Genomic DNA, 21,556 nt, shown 5'->3' with positions numbered 1-21,556 from the left:
GAGATAATACCCGTCGAACCTGAACTGATTAGTCGCAGCGGAGGGATTTGAGAAGCATATCGCTATTCAAAATCCTGTTCATTGCAGTTATGTTATGAAATAGGAAATCATCTATGTTTAAAAAAATTATTCTTGCTAGTGCATTTATTGCTGCTAGCACAGCATCGTTTGCCAATCCAAGCACATTAAATATCTATACTTATGATTCTTTTTCTTCTGATTGGGGACCTGGTCCAAAATTGGAACAATTATTTGAGAAGCAGTGCCAATGTGATGTGAAATTTATTGCTTTTGATAATAGTGTAACGATGTTTAATCGTTTACGTTTAGAAGGGAAAAAAGCGAAAGCAGATGTGGTAATTGGATTAGATCAAAGTCTGATTGAAGCAGCAGAACAGTCGAAATTATTTACGCAAGCAACAGTGGATTTGACTAGTTTGAAATTACCTGTAACGTGGCAGAACAAAACATACATTCCATATGATTTCGGTAGTTATGCCTTTATTTATGATAAAACGAAGTTAACGAATCCACCAACCAGTTTAAAAGAACTTGTAGAACGCCAAGATTTACGCATCATCTATCAAGATCCGCGTACTAGCTCAGTAGGGCGTGGTTTATTACTTTGGCTAAATCAAGTTTATCCTGCAGATCAAGTAGCAACAGCTTGGCAAGCATTAGCGAAACATACTGTTACTGTGGGTAAAGGTTGGAGTGATACTTACGGTGCATTTTTGAAAGGAGAGAGTGATCTCGTATTAAGTTATCGCACCTCTCCACTATATCATTTATTAAATGAAAAAAATGATCACTATGCAGCGACAGTCTTTAGCGAAGGTAATGTGTTACAAATTGAAGTAGCAGCGAAGCTAAAAAGCAGTAAACAAGGTAAGTTAGCCGATCAATTCTTACAATTCTTGCTTAGCTCTGAAGCACAAAAAGTAATTAGTGAAAGTAATGTGATGTTTGCGGTAACAGATGCCAAGATTGAACCACATTATGATCAACTGCGTCAGCAAGTGTTGAGCGAGAAGACGATAGACACTACAAATATCACACATCAACAAACAAAAAATTGGTTATCTGTATGGCAGAATGCTTTGGCTAAATAATGAAGTTTCTGCGTCAAATTAGCCGTTCATCTTACCTGTTTTCGGGGATTACTGTATTAATTGTGCTTGCCGTCATTTATGGCGGCAGCCTTTGGCAATTACTGCAATATAGTCAATTTTCACAATGGAAAGCATTGTTGGAAAATCGTTATTTATGGCAAGTGATTGGATTCAGTTTTTATCAAGCTGGGTTATCTGCGATTCTAGCTCTCTTTTTTGGGTTACTGGTTGCACGTGCTTTATTTTATTTAGAATTTCGTGGCAAAAGTTTACTATTAAAACTGTTTTCCTTAACTTATGTGTTACCCGCATTAGTAGCGATTTTTGGCATCATCGGCATTTATGGTTTTAATGGTTGGATTAACCAAGTGTTACGTCATTTCCAGCTACAATTACCTGATATTTATGGTTTATCTGGTATTTTATTGGCACACTTGTTTTTCAATATTCCATTGAGTGCCAAAGTATTACACCAACGTTTAAGCCAACTTCCTGTATCACAATTTAAATTAGCTGCACAATTAAATGTGCAGAATTGGCATTTTTTTCGCTGGGTAGAACTGCCTTTTATTCGATCAGTTTGCTTTAGCTTATTTGGCTTAATTTTCCTGCTTTGTTTTACCAGTTTTACAATCGTTTTGACGCTAGGTGGTGGTCCAAAATATACCACATTGGAAGTCGCTATTTATCAAGCGATTACCTTTGATTTTGATATTGAAACGGCAGCATTATTAGCGATTTTACAATTTATATTTTGTTTTATCTTATTTACGATAAACAGCCGTTTTGCTCGTTATCAACAAGCCAACTGTGAATATCAAGAACAATGGCGTTTGCCACTTAATAAGAAACAACGTTATTGGCATTATTTCGTGTTATTGCTTGCGATACTATTTATTGCTATGCCATTACTCGAAACACTCATTGCAGGTCTCACTGCACGCCAGTTTTGGCAGCAGTTGTTGCAACCTGAATTGTGGCAGGCAGTAATATTTTCTTTACTATTAGCACCTACCGCAGCCGTGTTATCGCTAGGATTAAGCATTGCTTTATTACTGACAACACGGCAACTTTATTGGCGAGAACGACATAAAGTTAGCCAGTTATTGCTTAATATCGGTACCATTATTTTAGCGATACCTACATTAGTATTGGCAACAGGACTATTCTTGTTATTAGGCGAAATTACCGCTGACACGATCTTACTATTTTTATTAGTTGCCTTGTGTAATGCATTAGTCGCAATGCCATTTGTATTACAACTTCTTACCCCCGCGTTTTATAACAATATGTTGAATTATCAACGGCTTTGCCTTTCGCTTAATTTACGAGGCTGGCAACGTTGGCAAATTGTTGAAAAAACAACACTAATCCGCCCATTGCGAGTGGCATTTGCGTTAGCGGCAGCGATTTCATTAGGCGATTTTACTGCGATTGCGTTGTTTGGTAATGATAGTTTTATCTCATTGCCTTTGCTGTTATATCGTCAGTTAGGACATTATCAAAGTGATGGTGCGGCTGTAACGGCAATGATTTTGTTGCTGTTCTACTTTGTGATTTTCTTATTTACGGAACAAAATGATGAACATAATTAATCTACAACAGGTGAAATATGATTATCCACCAATGGAGATGTATTTTGATTTGCAATTAGTTGCAGGAGAACGAGTGGCGATTGTAGGGGCGAGTGGAGCAGGAAAATCAACTTTATTGAATTTAATTGCAGGCTTTGCAATCCCACAACAAGGGGAAATTTGGTTAAATGGAGAAAATCATACTAAAACTGAGCCACATCAACGTCCTGTATCAATGTTGTTTCAAGATAATAATTTATTTAATCATCTGACTGTTGCACAAAACCTTGCGTTAGGCATTAAGCCCAGTTTATCGTTATCCAAAAATGAACAGCAACAGGTAGAGTTAGTTGCAGAGCAAGTTGGTTTACAAGATTTTTTAAATCGCTTACCAGATACCTTGTCAGGCGGGCAAAAACAGCGTGTTGCACTGGCAAGAACACTATTGCGGCATCGTCCGATTTTATTATTAGATGAACCTTTTTCGGCACTTGATCCTGAATTACGCCAAGAAATGGTTGAATTAGTAGCAAAAATTTGTGAGGAAAAGCAACTTTGTTTATTGTTGGTTACGCATCAATTAAGTGAAGTAATTGGCATTATGAATCGAGTGATTAGGGTTGAGAATGGTATGATCTCTGAAAATTATTTGGTAGAAAGACCAAACAGTCGCTAGAATGGAGAACTTTGTTGCCTTATCACATAAGTGGGTTATTTAATTGATTCAAAAATGATTTAAGGTGTTGGCTACAATGTCCCAACCTGTATAAACCCTAAAAATTAATAATGACAATAACAAAGGATAGAAATTATGACTACAACAACAATCCAAATTCCATCTGTTACCCCACATCCAAGCGTAGAGTATTGGTCTGTTTGTAAAGTGGAAGCACTTTTTGAAACGCCTTTTCTTGATTTAGTTTATCGTGCGGCACAAGTTCATCGTGAGCATTTTAATCCACAAGCGATTCAACTTTCGACATTAATGTCAATTAAAACGGGCGGTTGTCCAGAGGATTGTGGGTATTGTCCGCAATCGGCACGTTATCAAACAGGCGTACAAAATGAACAATTATTAGATATTGAGGATATTGTTGCCAAAGCAAAAATTGCCAAAGAACGTGGTGCAGGGCGTTTCTGTATGGGAGCTGCATGGCGTGGACCAAAACCAAAAGATATTGAAAAAGTATCGGCAATTATTAAAGCAGTAAAAGATCTTGGTTTGGAAACTTGTGGTACGTTTGGTTTATTACAAGATGGTATGGCAGAACAGCTAAAAGAGGCAGGCTTAGATTATTACAATCATAATATTGATACTGCACCAGAACATTATGAGGATGTGATTAGTACACGTCGTTTTGAAGATCGGATTAGCACCTTAGGTAAAGTGCGTCAAGCTGGCTTAAAAGTATGTTGTGGCGGTATTGTGGGGATGAATGAAACTCGCAAAGAAAGAGCTGGTTTAATTGCGAGTTTGGCAAATTTAGATCCACAACCTGAATCTGTACCAATCAACCAATTAGTGAAAGTAGAAGGCACACCAATGATGGAGGCGGAAGAGCTTGATTGGACGGAATTTGTACGTACTATTGCGGTTGCTAGAATTACTATGCCACAAAGCTATGTACGTCTCTCGGCTGGTCGTCATAGAATGCCAGAAGCGATGCAAGCGTTATGTTTTATGGCAGGTGCAAATTCAATTTTCTATGGTGATAAATTATTAGTTACTGGCAATAATGAAGAAGATCATGACCAAATGTTAATGGCAAAATTAGATCTTGTACCCGAAATATTAGAGAACCGTAAGGACAGTGATAATTAATTAAATGATGCCACACCTTAATGGTGTGGCGATAAATGATTATTTTGCACGTTGTAGTTTTTGATATGCCTGTAACAATTTTTGATGTTCAGCGAAGTTTGCTAGGGTTTCATCGCTGGCAGGCAATAAGAAGAATGGGTTACCACCATTAATTGCATTCCACGCAAATTCAACCGCTTTTTCACCATACATTCGTTCAAACACCGCACGATATTGTTCAGGATCACGGTTTTCATCTAAGAATAATTCTAAGCTACTGATTAAGGTGCGATAATAATTAGCTTGTTCAGCAGTAAAAATTGAACTATTCATTTGATATGTCCATGTTGCCCACTCTAACGCATTTTCCAAATCACCAAGAGCTAGATAGAGCATAGATTTTAATTCACCAATGCGTAAGGTTTGCCAGCTAGTATTTTTCGGTGCAACGATACCAATAAACTCACGAACTCGTGTTGCATCATCGATACCTTGATCGTCTAGTTCTTCTAATAACTCTTGATATGTTTCAGCATCATGATGGAAGTTTGGCAGATCCAATAAAATTTCTCGCCAATCCATTCCCATATTGTTATTAGCATAGATAAGATCATCGACTGGATAAATATCAGACATTCCTGGCACAATAATACGACACGCATACACACCAAGATGTTGATAATCCATAATATAGACTTCTTTTTCTTCACGCTGGAACAGTGCCATTAAATTATTAAATTCTTCAGCAGTCGTACCAGAAAAATCCCAATGGACAAATTCATAATCACTTTCTTGCTTGAATAAATCCCAAGAAATTAAACCACTTGAATCAATAAAGTGTGTTTCTAAGTTAGCGTGTTCTGCTACATCTTCATTATTGAATGATGGTGGGGAAAAGACATCAAGATCTTTAAGGCTTCTACCTTGTAATAATTCAGTAACCGTTCTTTCTAAAGCAACAGCAAAATTTGGATGTGCACCAAAAGAGGCAAAACAAGTACCGTTATTACGATTGAATAAGACAACACAAATAACAGGATATTGTCCGCCAAGTGAAGCATCAAACGCATAAATCGGGAATCCCTCTTCCTCTAATTTAGCAATAGATGCTTGTACAGAAGGGTATTTATCCAAAATTTCAGTCGGAATTAACGGTAAACTAATTGACTCAGCAATAATTTTGTTTTTAACGTAGCGTTCGAAGACTTCAGATAATCCTTGTACTCGTGCTTCAAACATCGTATTACCTGCCGACATCCCATTAGAAACATATAAATTGTTAATAATCGCTTGAGGAATATAAATTGTTTTTTGGTCTGATTGTCGAACATAAGGCAAGGCAACGATACCACGATCAAGATTACCTGATTGGATATCCACTAAGAGATCTGGGGTTAACTCTTGGTTTGGATCGAAATAATCTAATAGTGTGTTATCTAAAATACCCGCAGGTAACAAATTAGGATCTTCAATGGGGAACCATTTTTCACTTGGATAGTGAACGAATTCTCCTTCGGCAACTGCTTTACCTAAGTAATAATCAGAAAAAAAGTAATTAGTTGAAAGACGTTCAAAATATTCACCTAATGCTGATGCTAAAGCGGCTTTTTTGCTAGCACCTTTTCCATTAGAGAAACATTGTGGACACTCTTTATCACGAATATGTACTGACCAAACATTAGGAACAGGGTTTAGCCAAGAGGCTTCTTCAATATTGAAACCAAGGTTTTTTAATTTTTGTTGAAAGGTAGCAATGGAATCTTCTAAGGCAGCATCTTTACCTAAAATAAAAGTTTGTTCTGTCATACGATTATCCTTATGTTGTTATTATTATTGGAACATATTCGAGTTAGGACAAAATGGTATTGCCTTATTTGGCGAGCAAAAATTAGAAAAAAAGTACCATTAATAGAATATGTTCAATTTTCGGCATAGCATAGTACGGGAGAAGTATCTCTCCCGCAAGCTATTTCAGTGATTATGTATTTTACAAAATATTAGAAATTGATGTTTTACTAAGATAGAGAATAAATCATCGTAAAACATCAAATTGATTCAATTATTTAAGATCTTGCTTAATGTTGTTTCGAGTGTTGGACATTCAAATTGGAAACCTGCTTTAAGCAGTTTTTCAGGGTAAACTTTTTGACTGTTTAAGAGTAAACAGGCCCGTTCACCAAGCAGTGTTTTAAGTAAGAAACTTGGTATATGTAAAATGGCTGCACGTTTCATTAAACGAGATAAAGTTTGATTAAACTCTTGATTCGTTACAGGATTCGGCGACACCATATTGAATGCCCCTCGACATTCTGAATTGTTCATCAAGAAAATAATAGCATTTACCATATCAGGTAAACTAATCCATGACCAAAATTGTTTACCATCTCCTATACGTCCACCAAGCCAATGACTGTATAGAGGTAAAATTCGACCAAGTACGCCACCATAGCTGCCCAGTACTAAGCCTGTCCGTAATAAGCAAACACGGGTATTGGCCAGCATTGCAACGCTTTCCCATTGTTTACAAAGTTGTCCTAAAAAATCTTCTGCTGCAGGCATCTTTTCCGTCATCATTAATTGAGGATGATCCCCATAATAACCAATGGCAGAACCAGAAATGAAGGTATGTGGTGGTTGAGCACTTTGATTAATTAAATCAACTAATTTTTGCGTTGTATTGAGCCGACTATTAACTAATTGTTGCTTTTGAATTTCACTCCAGCGGTGATTAAAAATGGGTTCGCCAGTAAGATTAATTACCACATCAAATTTATCTAAGTTGTCAAAATGACTTAGCGAAGAAATGGTTATTACATTAGCTGGAATCTGGGCACTATATTTTTTTGGAGAACGAGAAACTAACGTTAATTGATGACCTAGCGTATCAAGTTGTTTTAACAGTGTTTTACCAATAAACCCTGTTCCACCAGTAATTAATATATTCATACCGTTCTCCTCTTAAAAGTTATAGAGAATCGTTGAATAAAGCCTGAATATTCTCTATAAGTTGATTGATTTCAATATCACTAGTAGGTGAAACGAAGATTGTATCATCACCAGCGATTGTCCCTAAGATTCCCTCTGCTTTGCTGACAGAATCTAATAAACGTGCGATTAATTGTGCCGCACCAGGACTGGTTTTAATCACAATTAAATGGTTATTATGATCTATATCTAACACTAAATTTTTTAGTGGGCTTGACGTGGTCGGCACACTTAATTCATTCGGTAAGCAATAGACCATTTCCATTTTTGTGTTTCTTGCTCGCACAGCACCAAATTTTGCTAACATTCTGGACACTTTTGATTGATTAATATTAGTAAAGCCCATTTCGGTTAATGCGTTAACAATTTCACCTTGCGAACTAAATTTTTCTTCTGCTAATAAAGATTTAAATGCTGAAAGTAGTTTTTCTTGTTTATTTTCCATATGAATCAAAATAAGAATTGCATAAATTTTGCATAAAAATGCAGAAATGGAGATTAAATGTTGATTATACTGCATAAATTCAAATAAGTGAGAACCTTTTTCAAGGTTCAAAATAACTTTTACTAGAAAATGTGGAGTAGTTCTCAATATTGAATTTATTTATTTGAAAAAACAGGAGATGAGGCATAGAATTTCCATAATTATTTTCTATATAACTAGTAAGGAGTATAAAATGAAAGTTGCTGTTTTAGGTGCGGCAGGCGGAATCGGTCAAGCATTATCACTATTATTGAAAATTCAATTACCAGCAGGTTCTGATTTATCTTTATATGATATTGCGCCAGTTACACCAGGTGTAGCAGTTGATGTTAGTCACATTCCAACTGCAGTGAATGTGAAAGGTTTTGCTGGTGAAGACCCAACTCCAGCACTAGAAGGTGCTGATGTAGTATTAATTTCTGCAGGTGTTGCACGTAAACCAGGTATGGATCGTTCAGATCTCTTCAATATTAATGCAGGTATTGTGAAAAACTTAATTGAAAAAGTAGCTGCAACTTGTCCAAAAGCCTGTGTTGGTATTATCACTAACCCAGTGAATACAACTGTTGCGATTGCTGCGGAAGTATTGAAAAAAGCTGGCGTTTATGACAAACGTAAATTGTTTGGTGTTACAACATTAGATACACTTCGTTCAGAAACCTTTGTGGCTGAATTGAAAAATGTAGATGTAAGTAAAGTACAAGTGCCAGTAATTGGTGGTCACTCAGGCGTGACAATTCTGCCATTATTATCACAAGTACATTATGTTTCTTGGAAAGATGAAGAAATTGAACCATTAACAAAACGTATCCAAAATGCAGGAACTGAAGTCGTTAATGCAAAAGCAGGTGGTGGTTCAGCAACCTTATCAATGGCACAAGCGGCTGCACGTTTTGCACTCTCTTTAGTACGTGCATTAAATGGAGAAAAAGTGGTCGAATGTACTTATGTTGAAGGTGATGGTAAATATGCTCGTTTCTTTGCACAACCAGTTCGTTTAGGCAAAGATGGGGTTGAAGAATTATTACCAATTGGCCCATTAAGTGCATTTGAACAAGCAGCTGTTGAAGCAATGTTGCCAACGTTAAAAGCTGACATTGAATTAGGCGAAAACTTTGTTAAATAAGTTTTATCATTGCTAATTAAAATATTGATAAAAGTGCGGTGAGATGACCGCACTTTTATTTTTTGCCTAGAAAAAAGTCAGTCTTTCCTATGAAAGGGTTGCAATGCCGTAATTATGGTGTAGATTAGTTGACAGTTATAGATAACAACACGTTAAAGAAGGCTTAATATGAAAGATATAGATTGGAAAAATTTAGGATTTAGTTATATCAAAACTGACTATCGTTATGTTGCACATTGGAAAGATGGAAAATGGTCAGAAGGAAAGTTAACACAAGATAATCACCTCGTTTTACATGAAGGCTCACCAGCATTACATTATGGTCAACAATGTTTTGAAGGATTAAAGGCTTATCGTTGCAAAGATGGTTCAATTAATTTATTCCGTCCAGATGAAAATGCAAAACGTATGCAACGTAGTTGTGATCGTTTATTGATGCCACATGTTCCGGTTGAAATGTTTGTGGATGCTTGTAAACAAGTGGTAAAAGCAAATGAAGAATGGGTTGCTCCTTATGGTACTGGTGCAACCCTTTATTTACGTCCATTATTGATTGGTGTTGGTGAGAATATTGGTGTTCATCCTGCAAAAGAGTACATTTTTATGGTGTTCTGTTGTCCTGTTGGTGCGTATTTCAAAGGTGGCTTAAAACCGACAAACTTTATTGTGTCTGAATATGACCGTGCTGCGCCACAAGGTACAGGAGCTGCAAAAGTGGGTGGAAACTATGCCGCAAGTTTGTTGCCAGGACATCATGCGCATGAGCGTAACTTCAGTGATTGTATTTATCTTGATCCTGCTACACATACCAAAATTGAAGAAGTCGGATCAGCAAACTTCTTTGGTATTACCAAAGATAATGAATTTGTTACGCCATTTTCACCTTCTATTTTACCGAGTATCACCAAGTATTCTTTACTTTATTTAGCAGAAAAACGTTTAGGCTTAAAAGCGATTGAAGGCGATGTTTATATTAATGATTTAGATCGCTTCACTGAAGCAGGAGCTTGTGGTACAGCGGCAGTAATTAGTCCAATCGGTGGTATTCAAAATGGTGATGATTTCCATGTGTTCTACTCAGAAACAGAAGTTGGTCCAGTTACTAAAGCATTGTATGATGAACTAACTGGGATTCAGTTTGGTGATGTAGAAGCACCAGAAGGATGGATCGTTAAAGTTGAATAATTTATAAATTATTAAAAATACAGACAGCCATAGAAACTCTTTTTTATGGCTGTTTTTTCGTTACTTAGGTGTAGTGAATGAAGCAAATAATTGTTTTGCTGTAAATTGTAGAATTCCCACAAATAGCACTACGCAAACGTTATCTTTTTTTGTAGAATATACGCCGTTTCGCGTCATAGAGATCTGACAATGATTGATTATATTATTATTGGTATTATTTCTTTTTCCATCATTATTAGTTTATTTAGAGGATTTGTTCGAGAAGTCCTATCTTTAGCTAGCTGGTTAATCGCTTTTTTTGTATCAAGTCATTTTTATCCCTACTTAGCAGCATTTTTCCAACAAATAGAATCAGAATATCTGCGTAATGGGACGGCGATAGTTATTTTATTTATTGCAACATTAATTGTGTGTAGTTTAGTCAATTACATCATTTCTCAATTAGTTGATAAAACAGGGTTATCAGGAACAGATCGGGTATTAGGTGCGTGTTTTGGTTTATTAAGAGGCGTATTGATTATTGCTGCGTTGCTCTTTTTCCTCGACACCTTTACTAATTTTAGTCAGAGTGACTGGTGGAAAGAATCCAAATTAATTCCACATTTTGGCTTTGTGGTCGATTGGTTCTTTCATCAACTTCAACTCCATTCTAGTTTTATCAATTCTAGTTTAATTCATTATTCAGATTCATTTACTTCATCATAATAGAGGAAAATACAATGTGCGGCATCGTGGGAATTCTTGGTCATTCAAGCGTCAATCAATCAATTTATGATGCGTTAATCGTATTACAACATCGGGGACAGGATGCCGCTGGGATTGTAACTGTAGATGAAGAGGATCGCTTTCGTTTAAGAAAAGCCAATGGGCTAGTGAGCGATGTAATTCAGCAAAAACATATGCTTCGTTTACAGGGGAATGCTGGCTTAGGACACGTTCGTTATCCAACGGCTGGTAGCTCAAGTGTTTCAGAAGCACAACCATTTTATGTAAATTATCCTTATGGCTTAACCTTAGTACATAATGGTAATTTGACTAATTCTGATGATTTAAAACAAAAGTTATTTCAGTCAGCACGCCGTCATGTCAATACTAATTCTGATTCTGAATTATTGTTAAATATTTTGGCTTATCATCTGGAACAGATTAATAAACATGATCTCGATGAAGATGACATCTTTTATGCGATTCAACGCACACATAAAGATATTCGTGGTGGTTATGCTTGTGTTGCGATGCTAATCGGACATGGGATGATTGCCTTCCGTGATCCTTTTGGTATCCGTCCATTAGTTTTAGGAAAACGTGAAGATCAAGGTAAGACAGAATATATGTTTGCGTCTGAAACGGTGGCATTAGATGCAGTAGGCTTTGATTTTGTGCGTGATGTCAATCCAGGCGAAGCAATTTATATTACCTTTGATGGTCAGCTTTATTCAAAACAATGTGCAGATAATGCGAAGTTATCGCCTTGTATTTTTGAATTTGTCTATTTTGCACGTCCAGATTCTTATATTGATGGTGTGTCTGTTTATGCTGCTCGAGTTCATATGGGCGAGTTTCTTGGTAAAAAAATTGCACAAGAATGGAGTGACGTGTTAGATGAAATTGATGTCATTATTCCTGTACCAGAAACTTCAAATGATATTGCGTTACGGATTGCGAATGTATTAAATAAACCGTATCGTCAAGGATTTGTGAAAAATCGCTATGTAGGGCGAACTTTCATTATGCCGGGACAAACACAGCGCCGTAATTCAGTAAGACGGAAGTTAAATACTATTTCTTCTGAATTTAAAGGTAAGAATGTCTTGTTGGTGGATGACTCTATTGTGCGTGGTACAACGTCAGAACAAATTGTGGAAATGGCACGTGCTGCAGGAGCAAAAAAAGTCTATTTTGCTTCTGCTGCACCAGAAATTCGTTATCCAAATGTGTATGGTATTGATATGCCAACTTCACAAGAATTGATTGCGTATAATCGTACAACCGAAGAAATTGCGAATTTAATTGGTGTAGATAAATTAATTTTCCAAGATCTTTCTGCATTAGAAGAGGCAGTTCGCCAAGAAAATCCAGCTATTGAAAGTTTTGATGCGTCTGTATTTACTGGGGAATATATTACGGGCGATATTACACAAGAATATTTAGATAAAATTGCTGCACTACGTAATGATGACAGCAAGAAAAAACAAGAGAGTGAAGCAACAAATTTAGAAATTTATAGTGAAGGTTAATATTAATTAATCCATAGAGATCAGAATGCCGCTAACTAGCGGCATTTTTTACCTTTAATCACTATACAATGAACGATATAGTTGTGACTCAAAGCGTACTAATGGCGCACGTTTAGTCTTATCTTCCAAATCACCTGTCGAATAACCACTGACAAACTGAACGAAAGCAATGCGTTCACCACGAGCATTTGTCATGAAGCCTGCAAGATTGTAAACACCTTTTAACGAGCCTGTTTTAGCAATCACATTTTTCACTAATGGTGGACTGATTAATGATCCACGACCACTAATCGTGCCATCTACGCCAGCGATTGGGAAGGTTTGCAATAAGTTTAACCTATTATCATTTTTCGCAATGAACTCTAGTGCTTGTAGCATAGTATTAGCACTAATTAAATTTTGTCGAGATAAACCTGAACCATCAGCAATGACGCTATTGCCAAAACGAATATTGGTATTTTTTTCTAAAATACTTCTTACTGCCATACTGCCTAATTGAAAGGTTGCTGGGCGTTTATAATAATAATAAGCGATTGTTCTAAATAGAGCATCAGCGATCTGGTTATCAGAGTGTTTCATCATTTTTTTGAGTAACTCAGGTAATGCTTTTGATTGATGAGTAGCTAGTACTGTGCCTTGTTGTGGTTGAAATGGCATTTGTACTTGTCCATTAAAACTGATGCCTAAGTTTTTTAGCATTCGTTGAATAATCGCTGTGGCATAACTATCCGTATCTTGTACGGCAAAACTTAAACCGAAATTTTTTGGTTGGCGACGAATACAACCTTTCAGCTGGTAACGATTATTGTCATTACTTACCACATCAAATGAGCAATAACCTGCTTCATTATCATTAACAATATATACTTGGCTAAACATTTGGATTGGATATTGGGATGGCACATCAACTTTAACTAAACTGCCAACAGGACCATTCGCATTAATATTGACTGAAAAGCAATTACCGTCAATATTAACTGCAGCTGGTGGTGCATTAAAGCACATAGTTAAATCATTCCAAATCCAACCTAAACCACGATCATGAGAAGAAAATATAGACGTATCTAAAATAAGACTACCATCAATTTGGCTAATACCTTGCTTTTTTAAATTTGCTAAAAGTACATAAAGTTGCCCACTAGTGAGATCTGGATCGCCACTAAATTTGACAATAAGATCTCCTTTTAAGCGATTTCCTTCAATTTTGCCATTGGTAAGTAAACTAGTTTGAAATTTAAAACTATCTGTCAATAATAGTTTTGCGGCAAGGGCAGTAAAAACTTTTTGCGTACTAGCAGGTAACATAAAAACGTCACCTTGATAATTGGCACTAATTTGCCCTGTTGCTAAATTTTTTGCAGCTATGGTGGCACTTGCACCTTGAGGTAATTGTTGAATTATAGGCGTAACGTCAATGGTTGCAAAACTATTAGAAGAAATCGAAATAAGTAAAGGAAGTAAAAAAGCACTATATTTAGAAATACGAGAATAAATAGGTTTAGAGAACATCATAAATAACGAAAAGTTTTTTAATATTGATATTTTTTGCAATGCGGTAAATAATAATAGCTCTTGCTGATTTCGTAAATCACTATTTATTATTTTATATCACACAAGCTGCAGAAGTGCGTCTTGTGTGGTTTTGTTTTGACTGACAGTAGGGTAATAAGGACATAATAATGCAACAAATTCCGATGACAGTACGTGGAGCGGCACTTTTACGTGAAGAACTCGATTTTTTAAAGAATGTTCGCCGTCCAGAAATTATCAAAGCTATTGCTGAAGCACGTGAACATGGTGATTTAAAAGAGAATGCTGAATATCATGCGGCTCGTGAACAACAAGGTTTTTGTGAAGGTAGAATTCAAGAAATTGAAGGTAAATTAGCTAATGCACAAGTTATAGATGTGACCAAAATGACGAATAATGGACGAGTTATTTTTGGGGCAACAGTTGTGTTAGTTAATGTAGAAACAGATGAGGAAGTTACCTATCAAATTGTAGGAGATGATGAGGCTGATATTAAACAAGGTTTAATCTCAGTGAATTCACCGATTGCCAGAGGTTTAATTGGTAAAGAAGTAGATGATAATGTGAATATCGTAACACCAGGTGGTACGGTTGAATTTGATATTATTAATGTAGAATATCGTTAATCCCAGAAAAGGTTGCTGAATATGCAGCCTTTTTTGTCCCCTAAATCCCTATCAAATTAGCGAGTTATACAAAAAAAGCATAATTTTGTGATAACATAGCGACCGAATTTTAACGAAGAAGAAAGATAAGATAAACATGGAAAGATTGTGGGTTAAAAACTATCCAGCGGAATCACGTATGGATCCAGATACGTTGGCATTATCGTCTTTAGTCGAAATGCTAGAAAAAGCAGTTAGAGAACATCCAGATAGACCTGCTTATGTCAATATGGGACAAGTATTGACTTATCGTAAATTAGAAGAACGTAGCCGAGCTTTTGCCGCTTATTTACAAAATGAATTAAAGTTAGAGCGTGGTGAGCGTGTTGCGTTGATGATGCCAAATCTTTTGCAATATCCGATAGCATTATTTGGTGTATTACGAGCGGGATTAGTCGTAGTGAATGTTAATCCGTTATATACACCAAGAGAATTAGAGCATCAATTACAAGATAGTGGTGCAACGGCGATTGTAGTTGTTTCTAATTTTGCTTCTACTTTAGAAAAAGTTGTCTTTAATACGAATATTAAGCACGTGATTTTGACCAGAATGGGTGATCAACTCTCATTTGGCAAAAGAACATTAGTTAATTTTATTGTTAAATATATTAAAAAGTTAGTACCAAAATATAAATTACCGCATGCGGTAACCTTTCGTGAAGTTTTACGCATTGGAAAATATCGTCAATATATCCGTCCAGATATTGGGAAACAAGATCTGGCTTTCCTACAATATACAGGGGGAACGACAGGTGTTGCAAAAGGTGCAATGCTTACCCATGGCAATATGATTTATAACATTGCTCAAGCAAAATGGTTAGCAGAACCATTTGTAAAAGCGGGTAAAAATCGCTATGCAACCATTATTCTACCGATGTATCACGTATTCTCATTAACAGTTAATGCGTTGTTATTTATTAATTTTGGGTTAACTGGAGTATTAATTACCAATCCACGTGATTTACCAAATTTAATCAAAGAATTAAAACGTTATCGTCCGATTGCTATTACAGGTGTAAATACCCTATTTAATTCATTGTTACATCAAGAAGAGTTAAAAGAAGTTGATTTTTCACAATTAACATTAACTGTTGGTGGAGGGGTATCAGTACAAAAAGCGGTAGCACAACGTTGGTTTGAAGTAACAGGTTGTCATATTTTAGAGGGATACGGTATGACAGAATGCTCACCATTGATTGCGTGTAATCCTGCGAACTTTGCTGGTCATGCAGGAAAGATTGGTGTTCCAGTGCCTGACACAGATATTAAAATTATGGATGATAATGGCAATGAATTAGGTCTAAATCAGCCAGGTGAATTATGGGTGAAAGGTGCCCAAGTTATGCAAGGGTATTGGAATAAACCAGAAGAAACCGCAGCAGTCTTGAAAGATGGCTGGATGGCAACGGGTGACATTGTGGAAATGGATGATGATTACCAGCTACGAATTGTAGATCGTAAAAAAGATATGATCATTGTGTCTGGTTTTAATGTTTATCCAAATGAAGTTGAAGATGTGATTATGCTGAATCCTAAGGTAAAAGAAGCGGCTGTCATTGGAATTCCACATCCAGTTTCAGGTGAAATTATTAAAGCTGTTGTTGCTAAAAAAGATGAAAGTTTGACGCGTGATGAGTTACGTAAACATTGTCGTAATTATTTAACGGGATATAAGATTCCAAAAGAGATTGAATTCCGTGAAGAGTTGCCGAAAAGTAATGTAGGTAAAATTTTACGTCGTGTTGTACGCGAAGAGGAGTTAGCAAAACATGCCAATACAATGACGAATAATGTTGAAGAATCGTAATTGGTGTTTTAGCGAGTTGATGATTATAAGACTTTGTTAATTGTTAAAAGGCATGAGTTTCATGCCTTATTTTTTTGAGCTAGAAAAGATGAAAAATTTATCCATTCCTTATCAAATTATTCAAGAAAACTCTCAATTACAACAAGTTTGCCAAGAAGCACAGCAATATACCGTTGTTGCCCTAGATACTGAATTTGAACGAGTAAGAAGTTATTATCCAAAATTAGGTTTAATTCAACTCTATTTTGCTAATCAAGTTGCGTTAATTGATCCTTTAGCTATTTCAGATTGGCAGCCATTTATTGAATTATTAGCAAATCAAAAAGTATTGAAAGTTTTGCATGCAAGTGGAGAAGATATTGAGATCTTTTACCAACAATTTGGACAATTACCACAACCAATTTTAGATACACAAATTGCAGCAAATTTTTTAGGTTTTCCACTTTCGGCAGGCTTTGCATTATTAGTAGAACATTATTTACAAATTAGTTTAGATAAAAAAATGTCGCGTACTGATTGGCTGAAGCGTCCATTGAGTGAACGTCAATTACAATATGCAGCAGCAGATGTTTATTACTTATTGCCAGTTTATCAACATATGTGTATCACGATGGAAAATTCACCATGGATAGCGGCAATAAAACAGGAATGTCAATTTTTTGCAGAAAAACGGTGCAAACAAGTTGTACCAGACCGAGCTTATTTAGAGGTTGGCAATGCTTGGCGTTTAAATCGTGCTGAATTGAATAATTTAAAATTTTTAGCAAGATGGCGTTTGCAAGAAGGAATAAAGCGTAATTTAGCCTTAAATTTTATTGTGAGTAATGAGGGCTTAATTCAAGTTGCAACGCATGCACCGAAGCATACGTCACAATTATTAGAATTAGGCTTGCATCCTATGGAAGTAAAACGGCACGGTAAAAAGTTACTGCTACTCATTGAACAAGCGAAACGTATTCCCACAGAGGAATATCCTGAGTTGATAGAGAATATTGCTGAACGAGCTGAATATAAAAGACAAATGACTTTACTACAAAAAACATTAAAACAATTAGTAAAAGAACAATTACCTCTACAAGTGATTGCAAGTAAGAAGAATTTACATCAATTATTAAAATGGTATTGGTCTGGTGAGGTAATAACTAAATTACCTGATTTATTGCAATCCTGGCGAAAACCTTATGGTGAAGTTCTATTAAAAAGTTTAGAAAAAAACACCATCGGCAAAGGCTAAATAAATAGATAATTTTTAAAAAATACAAATATTTTTTATATAAATTTTATTAATTAAGAAAAAAGATTATTTTTCGCTTATTTCATTTGCATAATTCATAATTTCCGCTATCTTTAGCGTTGGGCGGAGATCATCAGATCTCTTAATCATCAACACAACACTTATAGATATTATAATTATGGTTACTTCATCTCGTTTTACAGCATTACTTTTTCAAGGTTCCTTAGTAAAAAGAGTCGCAACTGGTCTATTGTTAGGGATTCTTTTAGCACTAATTGCCCCTTACTTGGAGCCTGTATTAGGAACAAACTTGGCGGAAGATGTCAGCTTTCTTGGACAAATTTTCGTGCGTTCGTTACGATCTATTGCACCTATTTTGATTTTCGTGTTGGTTATTGCTGCAATTGCTAACCGTAAAGTGGGTGAAAAGAATAATTTAAAAAGTATTTTGTATCTCTATCTTTTAGGTACATTTTTATCAGCACTTGTAGCAGTGATTGCAAGTTTTATGTTCCCAACCGTATTGGCATTAGCCGATGCTGAAAAATCAATTGCTCCACCTGAAAGTGTGATTCAAGTGTTAAGTACATTAGTATTTAATGTCATTGATAACCCAGTAACAGCATTATTCAATGCTAACTTTATTGGTATCTTAGCTTGGGCGATTGGTCTAGGTGTGGCATTACGTCATGCGTCAGATTCTACTAAAACCTTACTTGGTGATATTTCAGAAGCAATTTCAATGATTGTGAAAGTCGTGATTGCATTTGCACCAGTTGGGGTATTTGGTCTTGTGGCTTCAACACTAGCGGATAAAGGATTATCAGCATTAGGTGGTTATGTTCAAGTATTAGCTGTATTAGTTGGTTCAATGCTATTTGTTGCGTTTGTCGTGAATCCTTTATTAGTTTATTGGAAAATCCGTTCAAATCCATATCCATTAGTATGGAAATGTATTCGTGTGAGTGGCTTAACTGCATTCTTAACGCGTAGTTCTGCAGCAAATATTCCAGTGAATATGGAGTTAGCACAACGTTTAGGTTTAAAAGAAGAAACTTATTCAGTTTCTATTCCATTAGGTGCAACTATCAATATGGGTGGTGCAGCAATTACCATTACTATCTTAACGTTAGCTGCGGTACATACTTTAGGTATTGAAGTGAGTATTCCAACTGCATTATTACTCAGTATTGTAGCGAGTATCTGTGCGTGTGGAGCATCTGGTGTTGCTGGTGGTTCATTATTATTAATTCCATTGGCTTGTAGCTTGTTTGGTATTTCAAATGATGTCGCAGCGCAAGTTATTGGGGTAGGTTTTATCATTGGTGTATTACAAGACTCAACTGAAACTGCTTTGAATTCATCAACAGATGTTATCTTCACTGCAGCAGCTTGTATTGAAGAAGAGAGAAAAAGTCAACAAGCGTAAGAAATCTTGTAACAGATAATTCGTGTTAAAGGTGCAATCATTTATTTGATCGCACCTTTTTTATAGAGGGTGTACTATTTTTCCTCACTTATCTTGATAAATAGATAAAGTACTTGATGTACAGTTAAATATATGTATAATACGCCACAGATTTCAGACGCGGGGTGGAGCAGCTTGGTAGCTCGTCGGGCTCATAACCCGAAGGTCGTTGGTTCAAATCCAGCCCCCGCAACCAATTCCAATAATTGGAATTTGGTTAAAGAGTGAGAGGCCCCGTTAGGGGTTTTTTTGTGGAATAAATTTTGTAATAAAAATTTATTTGTTCAGTTTGGTAAACACGAAGAAACGGGGCTTAATAGCCCTTTTTTTATACCTTTAATTTGACAATTAACAAGGAGATTATCTTTGGCAACGCTAGAACAAAAATTACAAGATCTATTACAACCAACTGTTGAAGGCATGGGCTTTGAGCTAGTCGGTATCGAGTGTACTCGAGCAGGTCGCTATTCAACAGTCCGTATATATATTGATAAGGAAAATGGCGTAACTATTGATGATTGTAGTGATGTAAGTCGTGAAGTAGGCGCAATTTTGGATGTTGAAGATCCAATTAGCGATAAATACAACCTTGAAGTGTCATCACCTGGATTAGATCGTCCCTTATTTACATTAGCTCACTATCAACGTTTTATTGGACAAGAAGTGATCGTTCATTTACGAATTGCAATGGCAGGTCGTCGTAAATGGCAAGGCAATTTAGTGAGTGTTGATGGCGATATGATTACCTTAAATGTAGAAGGACAACCACAAGTATTCGCGTTTAGTAATATCCAAAAAGCAAATATCGTGCCAAAAATTACCTTTTAATCAGAATTGTATGAATTAATAGAGAGATAACCATGAGCAAAGAGATTTTATTAGCTGCAGAAGCTGTATCAAATGAAAAGTTATTGCCTCGAGAGAAGATTTTCGAAGCATTAGAAAGTGCATTAGCGATTTCAACTAAGAAAAAATATGAACAAGATATTGAAGTTCGTGTATCAATTAACCAGAAAACTGGTGATTTCGTTACTTATCGCCGTTGGTTAGTGGTTGAACATGTTACTCATCCAACGAGAGAAATTACGCTAGAAGCTGCACAAATGGAAGAGCCAGAGATTAAACTCGGTGAATATATTGAAGATGAAATTGAATCTATCGCATTTGATCGTATTACGATGCAAACCGCACGCCAAGTAATTAGTGCCAAAATTCGTGATGCGGAACGTAATAAAGTGGTTGAACAATTTAAAGAAAGAGAAGGTGAAATTATCACTGGCGTCGTCAAAAAAGTGAACCGTGAGAATGTTATCCTTGACTTAGGTAACCAAGCAGAAGCAATGATTCTACGTGAAGATTTATTGCCTCGCGAAAATTTCCGTGCTGGTGACCGTGTGCGTGGTGTGCTTTATAAAGTTAATCCTGAAGCTAAAGGTGTTCAACTTTTTGTTACTCGTGCTAAACCAGAAATGTTAATTGAGTTATTCAAAATTGAAGTGCCTGAAATTGGTGAAGGTGTGATTGAGATTAAAGCAGCGACTCGTGACCCTGGCGTACGAGCAAAAATTGCTGTGAAAAGTCACGATAAACGCATTGATCCTGTTGGTGCGTGTGTTGGGATGCGTGGTGCACGTGTTCAAGCCATTACTAATGAATTGGATGGTGAGCGTGTAGATATCGTGCTTTGGGATGATAATCCAGCGCAATTTGTGATTAATGCGATGGCACCAGCTGACGTTGTTTCAATCGTTGTTGATGAAGATAAGAAATCTATGGATATCGCCGTTGAAGCAGCAAACCTTGCTCAAGCAATTGGCCGTAACGGACAAAATGTGAAATTAGCTTCACAATTAACAGGTTGGACACTAAATGTAATGAGTAGTGACGATCTAGAGAATAAACATCAAGCAGAAAATCAAAAAACAATTAATCTCTTTATGGATGCATTGGATCTTGATGAAGACTTCGCAGCATTGCTATCAGAAGAAGGCTTTAGCAAATTAGAAGAAATTGCATATGTGCCAGTGGAAGAGTTATTAGAGATTGATGGTTTTGATGAAGATCTTGCGGAAGAGTTGCGTAATCGAGCGAAAGACGCATTAACAAAAATTGCGTTAGCTGAAGAAGCCGCTTTAGCGAATGTAAATGTAGAAGAAGCCTTGCTCAATTTAGAAGGTATGAATCGCCATTTAGCCGTTAAATTGGCTGAGAAGAAAATTACAACTTTAGAGGAACTTGCAGAGCAAGGTGTTGATGATTTAAGTGATATTGAAGAACTTTCGGCAGAACAAGCTGCAAATTTAATTATGGCAGCACGCAATATCTGCTGGTTCGGCAATGAAGAATAA

18 protein-coding genes and 1 tRNA gene are annotated in these 21,556 nt (G+C 36.2%); 15 read left to right on the top strand and 4 right to left on the bottom strand.

Features of this window, described 5'->3' with window-relative positions; translation table 11 throughout:
- Positions 1-113: 113 nt before the first annotated feature.
- From thiB to bioB, 4 genes are all read left to right on the top strand, one after another.
- Positions 114-1,112: a thiamine ABC transporter substrate binding subunit gene (gene thiB, locus ACFFHT_RS06940; RefSeq protein ID WP_382374750.1), complete on the top strand. Its 999-nt coding sequence runs from the start codon at positions 114-116 to the stop codon at positions 1,110-1,112.
- Complete coding sequence (gene thiP / locus ACFFHT_RS06935; protein ID WP_382374748.1) at positions 1,112-2,707, top strand: thiamine/thiamine pyrophosphate ABC transporter permease; 1,596 nt, start codon at positions 1,112-1,114, stop codon at positions 2,705-2,707. The genes thiB and thiP overlap by 1 nt, the downstream gene beginning before the upstream one ends.
- Complete coding sequence (thiQ, locus tag ACFFHT_RS06930; protein WP_382374841.1) at positions 2,700-3,362, top strand: thiamine ABC transporter ATP-binding protein; 663 nt, start codon at positions 2,700-2,702, stop codon at positions 3,360-3,362. Before thiP ends, thiQ begins: the two co-directional genes overlap by 8 nt.
- A 135-nt stretch (positions 3,363-3,497) precedes the next feature.
- Positions 3,498-4,508 (top strand): biotin synthase BioB, encoded by a 1,011-nt coding sequence (gene bioB / locus ACFFHT_RS06925; protein WP_382374746.1) that lies wholly within the window; start codon positions 3,498-3,500, stop codon positions 4,506-4,508.
- Positions 4,509-4,547: 39 nt separating this feature from the next.
- On the opposite strand, the gene ycaO is transcribed toward bioB, so the two are convergent.
- The 3 genes from ycaO to argR all read right to left on the bottom strand — a co-directional run bounded on the left by ycaO (position 4,548) and on the right by argR (position 7,917).
- Positions 4,548-6,293, bottom strand: coding sequence for a 30S ribosomal protein S12 methylthiotransferase accessory factor YcaO (gene ycaO, locus ACFFHT_RS06920; protein WP_382374744.1), 1,746 nt, complete (start codon positions 6,291-6,293; stop codon positions 4,548-4,550).
- A gap of 249 nt (positions 6,294-6,542) precedes the next feature.
- Positions 6,543-7,433 carry a TIGR01777 family oxidoreductase gene (locus ACFFHT_RS06915; RefSeq protein WP_382374742.1) on the bottom strand — a complete coding sequence of 297 codons (891 nt, stop codon included), beginning with the start codon at positions 7,431-7,433 and terminating at the stop codon, positions 6,543-6,545.
- 19 nt (positions 7,434-7,452) lie between these two features.
- Positions 7,453-7,917, bottom strand: coding sequence for a transcriptional regulator ArgR (gene argR, locus ACFFHT_RS06910; RefSeq protein WP_382374839.1), 465 nt, complete (start codon positions 7,915-7,917; stop codon positions 7,453-7,455).
- 232 nt (positions 7,918-8,149) lie between these two features.
- On the opposite strand from argR, the gene mdh reads away from it, so the two are divergent.
- From mdh to purF, 4 genes are all read left to right on the top strand, one after another.
- Complete coding sequence (mdh, locus tag ACFFHT_RS06905; protein ID WP_382374740.1) at positions 8,150-9,082, top strand: malate dehydrogenase; 933 nt, start codon at positions 8,150-8,152, stop codon at positions 9,080-9,082.
- Positions 9,083-9,250: 168 nt separating this feature from the next.
- Complete coding sequence (locus ACFFHT_RS06900) at positions 9,251-10,267, top strand: branched-chain amino acid aminotransferase (RefSeq protein ID WP_382374738.1); 1,017 nt, start codon at positions 9,251-9,253, stop codon at positions 10,265-10,267.
- Between the two features lie 189 nt (positions 10,268-10,456).
- Entirely contained in the window at positions 10,457-10,972 is a 516-nt protein-coding gene (locus ACFFHT_RS06895) for a CvpA family protein (protein WP_382374736.1), read from the top strand.
- A 14-nt stretch (positions 10,973-10,986) separates the two neighbouring features.
- The gene (purF, locus tag ACFFHT_RS06890; protein WP_382374734.1) at positions 10,987-12,504 is read left to right on the top strand and encodes an amidophosphoribosyltransferase; all 1,518 of its coding nucleotides are present in this window, start codon (positions 10,987-10,989) and stop codon (positions 12,502-12,504) included.
- A gap of 54 nt (positions 12,505-12,558) precedes the next feature.
- Here purF and dacB read toward each other — a convergent pair whose 3' ends face one another.
- Entirely contained in the window at positions 12,559-14,016 is a 1,458-nt protein-coding gene (gene dacB, locus ACFFHT_RS06885) for a serine-type D-Ala-D-Ala carboxypeptidase (RefSeq protein ID WP_382374732.1), read from the bottom strand.
- Positions 14,017-14,183: 167 nt separating this feature from the next.
- Between dacB and greA the strand changes: the two genes are divergently transcribed.
- The 7 genes from greA (at position 14,184) to nusA (ending at position 21,556) form a co-directional block, all read left to right on the top strand.
- Positions 14,184-14,660, top strand: a complete 477-nt coding sequence (gene greA, locus ACFFHT_RS06880) for a transcription elongation factor GreA (RefSeq protein ID WP_382374730.1) — start codon at positions 14,184-14,186, stop codon at positions 14,658-14,660.
- A 136-nt stretch (positions 14,661-14,796) separates the two neighbouring features.
- Positions 14,797-16,506 carry a long-chain-fatty-acid--CoA ligase FadD gene (gene fadD / locus ACFFHT_RS06875; RefSeq protein ID WP_382374728.1) on the top strand — a complete coding sequence of 570 codons (1,710 nt, stop codon included), beginning with the start codon at positions 14,797-14,799 and terminating at the stop codon, positions 16,504-16,506.
- A gap of 88 nt (positions 16,507-16,594) precedes the next feature.
- Complete coding sequence (gene rnd / locus ACFFHT_RS06870; protein ID WP_382374726.1) at positions 16,595-17,740, top strand: ribonuclease D; 1,146 nt, start codon at positions 16,595-16,597, stop codon at positions 17,738-17,740.
- 178 nt (positions 17,741-17,918) lie between these two features.
- Positions 17,919-19,169 carry a serine/threonine transporter SstT gene (gene sstT / locus ACFFHT_RS06865; RefSeq protein ID WP_382374725.1) on the top strand — a complete coding sequence of 417 codons (1,251 nt, stop codon included), beginning with the start codon at positions 17,919-17,921 and terminating at the stop codon, positions 19,167-19,169.
- A 158-nt stretch (positions 19,170-19,327) separates the two neighbouring features.
- Positions 19,328-19,404 (top strand) — tRNA-Met (locus ACFFHT_RS06860).
- A 170-nt stretch (positions 19,405-19,574) separates the two neighbouring features.
- Entirely contained in the window at positions 19,575-20,036 is a 462-nt protein-coding gene (rimP, locus tag ACFFHT_RS06855) for a ribosome maturation factor RimP (protein WP_382374723.1), read from the top strand.
- A gap of 32 nt (positions 20,037-20,068) precedes the next feature.
- On the top strand, positions 20,069-21,556 hold the full coding sequence (gene nusA / locus ACFFHT_RS06850; RefSeq protein WP_382374721.1) for a transcription termination factor NusA: 1,488 nt from the start codon (positions 20,069-20,071) through the stop codon (positions 21,554-21,556).

Source organism: Gallibacterium melopsittaci (assembly GCF_042433085.1).
Lineage (GTDB): Bacteria > Pseudomonadota > Gammaproteobacteria > Enterobacterales > Pasteurellaceae > Gallibacterium > Gallibacterium melopsittaci.
Note: the sequence above shows the minus strand (reverse complement) of the source record. Positions and strands in the feature narration are given on the sequence as shown.